The following is a 5,784-nucleotide window of genomic DNA, read 5'->3' as shown; positions in this document are numbered from 1 at the left end:
ATCTCGAATGACGTCATACTTTGCCCGATCGGCCTCGTTCCAAGGCATCGCGAATCTCCCCAAGTTGTTGCAAACCAGGGAGAATCAGACCCCGCGAGGCCGGTCAACCAATTTCAGGTCAGGCTCTAAGCCAAGCCAATATTGCGTTGCGCGCGCAAGGACGCCTTCAGGAGGCTCTTGCGGCAATTCGTGTCGGTCTGAACATGGATGAAGAGGCGCACGAGTGGCACAATGCGGCAATCGAGGCGTCGAATCTGAGCCAAACCGAATTGGTCTTTGGCGATGTCGCGCGCGCGACAACGACGGGAGAGACCTCGGTCGTACTTGCGACGCGCGCGGGTGCACCGGATTTGATGGCAATGTTTCTCGCGAACCACGCCGACGCGCTCCACGCAGCGGGCGAATGGGAAAAGGCGGCCGGCCTGTTCGCCGACGCCGAGCGGCGGCAAAAAAAGAATCGGCCGGAGTACCCATTGCTCTATTCAATGACTGGGTATCATTACTGCGACCTGCTGCTGGCGCTGGGGCAGGCTGCCGAGGCGCGCGACCGGGCGGCTCAGACTTTGGAGTGGGCACGGCCACAAAATTGGGTTCTGGACATCGCGCTCGATAGGCTGACCCTCGGACGCGCCCATCACGCCCTGGCCTTCCAGAGCCTTACGAACGCGCATTCGGCGGAGGCGGTCCGCGACGATGCGTGCGCCGCCGGCGCCAAGCTCGATGAGGCCATCGAAAATCTGCGCGCCTCGGGACATTTGGACTTTATCCCTCCCGGCATGCTCGCTCACGCGCGATTCCGCCGCGCCCTCGGCGATTGGGATGGCGCAGCGCGCGACTTCGACGAGGTCGAGGAGATCGCCGAGCCGGGGCCGATGCGGCTCTATCTCTGCGACCGCGCCCTCGAACGCGCGCGGCTCGCCTTGGCGCAGCGCGAGGCCTTCGCGCCGCTGAACGGCCTCGTCGAGCCGACCCCGCCCCCGCCCGCTCCGCCCGACCCAGCTGAGGCTGCGCGGCTCCTCGAGGAAGCGCGCAAAGAGCTCGACGCGGCGCGCAAGCTCATCGCGGAATGCGGCTATCACCGCCGCGACGAGGAGCTCGCCGAGCTCGACGCCGTCGTCGCCGACCGCTGCCGCTTCGCCGATCTCCCGCCACGGGTGTGAGACGTCGCCCGCGTTACCCGCCGAGCGCGCGCGTGACCGTGTAGATGACGAGTCCGACCAGGCCGCCGACCAGCGTGCCGTTGATGCGGATGTATTGCAGGTCGCTGCCGACCTGCAGTTCGAGTCGCTGGACGAGCGTCTCGGTGTCCCAGCGATCGACGACCGCCGCGATATAGGCGCCGACCTCGGCGCGGCGCGGCAGCACGATCTGCAGCATGAGGCGTCTCAGCGCGTCATTGATGCGCTCGCGCCGGGCCGGGTCCTGTTCGAGCGAGCGGCTGAGCGAAGCCAGCGCGGCGAGCGCCCAGGCGGCCGTCGCCTCCGCCCACTGCGGCAGGTCCCGCTGCAGCGACGCGCTGAGCTCGCGCCAGAGCGCGCGCGCCTGTTCGGCGAAGGCCGGGTTGTCGAGAAGCTCGTGCTTCAGCGCCTCGCCCCGCGCACGCATGTCGGGATCGAGGGCGAGGGCGGCGATCAGCCCGTTCACGCGCGCCGCGACCTCGGCGCGCCACGGATGGTCGGGCCGCCGCATGTCCTCCAGCGTTGCGGCGAGCCCTTGCAGCAGTTTGTTGGCGATGATCTCGTCGACCCATTTCGGAATCCACGGCGACGACTGGCGGCGCACCTGTTCGACGATCGCCGCCTTGTTGCTGGCGAGCGCGCCCTCGACGATGTCGAGGCCCTGATCGAGCAGGGCCTGCCCCGCCCCCTCCGCCCAGAGGATGGAAAGCGCCCGCGAGGCGAGCGGCGCGACCGGCAGCGCTTCGGCGCCCCGTCGGGCGACGCCGCCGATCCAGTCTTCGACCGCATCCGGCGGCAACGCGGCGATCGCATGCGGCGCAAGCCGCCCCACAATGGCCGTGATCGCCTCGGCGTTGCGCGGATCCGCGAGCCCCCGGGCGGCGAACCCCACGATGTCGATCGAGCGCAGCCGCTCCGCCGCCACGCGCGGCGAGAGGAAATTGTTGGTGACGAAGCGGCCGAGCGAGGCGCCGATGCGGCGCTTGTTCTCCGGCACGATGGCGGTGTGCGGAATCGGCAGTCCGAGCGGATGGCGAAACAGCGCGACGACGGCGAACCAGTCGGCGCAGGCCCCGACCATGCCGGCTTCGGCGAAGGCGCCGAGATAGGGCGCCCAAACCCAGCTCGGCGGCGCGAAGCGGGTTGCGATGAATATCAGCGTCATGGCGACGAGCAGCGACGTCGCGATCGTCCGCATCCGGCGAAGCTCGGCGCGTCGCGCCTCCGGGCTCTGGACGACGACCGCAGGAGAATCGTTGACGCCGTCGCCGATCATCGCCACGACCTTGCCCTTATGCCCTATTTCGCGGTTTGTCCGGGCCTTGTCGGCCGGCAACATGTCGGCAATGTGGCTCGTGAGGCCGAGCCGGTGGCGCGCGGCCCAGGCGCGACATCAAGCGGCTGAACGACCATTTGGTCGCCGGCGCCGCCTACCCGGCGCTCGATGCGGCCGGCGAGCTCGCGCCGAGCCGGATCGCCGAACAGAGCGGCCGCGGGGTGACCGCACGGTCGCGAGGTCAGAACGCGAGCCTGCTCGCCGCCGCCGCGACCCGCTTGGCGAAGGCGGCGATCACCGCCTTGAGCTCCAGGTCCTTGACCATCGCCGCGGCCTTGCTCGGTTCGACCCACTGGGTCACGCGCTGCTCGATTTCGGGCCACGCATCGCTCTGGCTCTTCACCAGCAGCGGAAAGACCGTCACCTCGCAGGTCGCCAATCGGCCGGCTTCGTCGAGCGCCTTGTCGTAGGTAAAGCTTCCAACCGCCCTGACGCCGATCCGACCGGTCACACCGGCCTCTTCGAAGGCTTCGCGCGCTGCGGCCTTCGGCGGTCTCAGTCCCTTGATCGGCCAGCCCTTGGGGATGATCCAGCGCCGGGTCTGCCGCGTGGTGACGACGAGAATTTCGAGCGCCGCGTCGGGCGTGAACCGATAGGGCAGCGCGCCGTACTGCACGCGGACGGCGGGTTTCCTCTTCCGCTTGCCTGGCTTGCGACGCATTCCCTTTTCGCCCGATTCGTAATTCCCGTGAGTGGACTCGCGACGTCGCCGTCTAGCGCCTCGCGCCGCAGCGGACAACGCGGCATATCGTCTTGACGAACAGGAATTTCATCGCGCCGGAGCCTCGCGAGATGGCCCGGCTGGGAAGACTCGGCGCAGCGGGCCGAGGGCTACGAATCGCGTTCACAAAGCTTGCTCGACGCAAGGAGACTTGCGTGCGGCGCGGTCGCCGCGGCCGTCCATGCGATGCTTGCGCCCGTCAGTCCAGCGAGATCAGCCGGACCCTGGGAAAAGGGCCCGCGTAGCGTTTGGCGTCGCGAGTCAGCAGGATGAGCCGGGCGACGGCCGCGTGGGCGCCCATGGTGAAATCCGGAAGCGGAGACGTTCGCACTCCGTCCCGCCGGCGATATTCGACAATCGCCGGCCCCGCGACATAGCGTTCGCTCCCGGAGTTCAACCTTTCCGGCGGGTCAATCGGCCTCGACGCTCACCTTTCCAACATTTCACGCTCTGGAAATCCGCCCGCCCTTCTTTTGCCCGCTCGCCTCTGCTAGTGCGCCTGTTCCCGCTTTCCCGTCCGCTCAAGGTCCCGACGCCCCATGCGCATGCTGAGCCTCGCCGTCTTCGCCGTCCTCGCCCTCGTGATCGGCGTCTATGAGGAAAACGGCATGACGATTTTGATCGGGATCGCCTCGGCGCTCGCGGCGGCCGTTTCCCACCCGTCCTGGCGGCTCTCGACCTTTTTGACGATCCTCTCCGAACTGTTCGTCGTCGAAACGGTGATCTTCGGCCTCGCCGACCTCGTCGCGTTGCTCGGCTACTGGCCGAAGGCGTACGAAGAATACCAGTTGCCGACCTATCTGCCGCTCGCGACCGCGATCTTCGTGCTGGCCATCTTCGGCGTCTCGCATCTCGGCATGGTCAGGCGGATGATGGGCATCGCCGACCCGTTCTTCGCCGCCCGCACGCCGATCTCCATCTATCCCTGGCCCCTGCCGCGGATGATCGCGCGCCAGGACGTCTACGCGCGCATCAACATCTGGTTTCTGATCCTGATCAACCAGTTCCAGGTCGCGCTCGCCCTCCGGTTCAACTTCTTCCAGCGCGATTTCGGCAACGCGATCCAGGTCGCCGACGACGCGCATCGCACGGCCTTCTGGTATCAGCTTCTCTACATCTTCGTGCCGCTCGCCTTCATCGCCATTCTCGCGGGCCTCATCGAGTTCTTCGTCGCCTCGAATTTCGTGCTGCAATGGCGTCGGTGGATGACCGCGTCCTTCACCTCGCGCTGGCTCCTGCACTCGATGCACTACAAGCTCGCGCTCAACGCCGGCAACGCCGACAATCCCGACCAGCGCATCTCGCAGGACGTCGGCGGATTCATCAACGGCAGCGGCACCGGCATCAATTCCGGCAACGCCGGCATCTACAATTACACGATCCAGCTGATCTCCTCGGCGACCAACCTCGTCTCGTTCTCGATCATCCTCTGGGGCATCTCCAACGCCTTGGACGCGCCCATTCTTGGCGTGCGGATCCCTGGGTTCCTGTTCTGGGTCGCGACCCTCTACGCCGCAGTCGCCACCGGAATCACCCATCTCATCGGCCGCAGCCTCTCGCGCCTCTATTTCCGCCAGCAGGCGGTCGAGGCGAACTTCCGCTTCGACCTTGCGCGCATTCGCGAATACAGCGAGCAGATCGCGCTGCTCAAGGGTGAGGATCGGGAGATCGCCCGGGCCGGAACGGTGTTCGAAGACGTCTTCCACACCATCCAGCGCATCATCCGGGTGCGCACCTGGCTCATCGCCTTCAACCAGTTCTACAGCCAGATCTCCGTCATAATTCCCTACGTGGTGGTCGCGCCGTTCTACTATTTGAAGATCGTGGACTTCGGCCGCTTCAGCCAGTCGGCAGACGCCTTCGGCGCCGTCAACAGCTCGATGAACTTCTTCGTCGACCGCTATATCGGCCTTGCCGACTTCAGCGCGGCGATCCGGCGTCTGACCTCGTTCGAGGACGCCTTCGAGTACGCGCGGGAGCAGGACCGGCGGGAGCCGCGCATCAAGGCCGAAGCCGGCGACAGCCCGATCCTGTCGCTGCCGGACGTCGACCTCGCGCTGCCCGACGGTCGCAAGCTCGTCCATGTCGGCGATCTTGCGCTCGTGCCCCAGGAATCGACGCTCGTCGTCGGGCCCTCGGGCGTCGGCAAGTCGACTCTCTTCCGCGCGATCTCGGGCCTCTGGCCGTTCGGTTCGGGCGAGATCCACCAGCCGGCCTACGCCAAGCTGATGCTGCTGCCGCAGCGGCCCTATCTCCCGATCGGCAGCTTACGCGACGCCCTCGCCTACCCGGCCGCGGCCTCGACCTTCAGCGACGATCAGTTGCGCGACGCGCTGATCAAGGTCGGGCTTCCCGCCTTCCAGGACCGGCTCGACGATCACGACAACTGGCAGATGCGCCTGTCGGGCGGCGAGCAGCAGCGGCTCGCGGTCGCGCGCGCCCTGCTCGCGCGGCCTGACTGGCTGTTCCTCGACGAAGCGACCGCCTCGCTCGACGAGGACAGCGAGGCCGCCCTCTATCGCGCGATCGCCGAGACGCTGCCCACGACA

At 67.0% G+C, this 5,784-nt stretch carries 4 protein-coding genes; 2 read left to right on the top strand and 2 right to left on the bottom strand.

All coding sequences use genetic code 11. The annotated features are described in order from the left end of the window. Positions 1 to 359 precede the first annotated feature (359 nt). A complete protein-coding gene (locus ACLP25_RS18485; protein WP_442470634.1) occupies positions 360 to 1,160 on the top strand; it encodes a hypothetical protein in 801 nt (266 codons plus the stop codon). A gap of 13 nt (positions 1,161 to 1,173) precedes the next feature. Here ACLP25_RS18485 and ACLP25_RS18480 read toward each other — a convergent pair whose 3' ends face one another. Together ACLP25_RS18480 and ACLP25_RS18475 are read right to left on the bottom strand one after the other, a co-directional pair. After that, complete coding sequence (locus tag ACLP25_RS18480) at positions 1,174 to 2,517, bottom strand: DUF445 family protein (protein ID WP_442470633.1); 1,344 nt, start codon at positions 2,515 to 2,517, stop codon at positions 1,174 to 1,176. Between the two features lie 178 nt (positions 2,518 to 2,695). After that, complete coding sequence (locus ACLP25_RS18475) at positions 2,696 to 3,175, bottom strand: NUDIX hydrolase (protein ID WP_442470632.1); 480 nt, start codon at positions 3,173 to 3,175, stop codon at positions 2,696 to 2,698. Between the two features lie 599 nt (positions 3,176 to 3,774). On the opposite strand from ACLP25_RS18475, the gene ACLP25_RS18470 reads away from it, so the two are divergent. Further along, a partial coding sequence (locus tag ACLP25_RS18470) for an ABC transporter ATP-binding protein/permease (protein ID WP_442470631.1) occupies positions 3,775 to 5,784 on the top strand: 2,010 nt, incomplete at its 3' end.

Source organism: Roseiarcus sp. (genome assembly GCF_052145395.1).
GTDB lineage: Bacteria > Pseudomonadota > Alphaproteobacteria > Rhizobiales > Beijerinckiaceae > Roseiarcus.
Note: the sequence above shows the minus strand (reverse complement) of the source record. Positions and strands in the feature narration are given on the sequence as shown.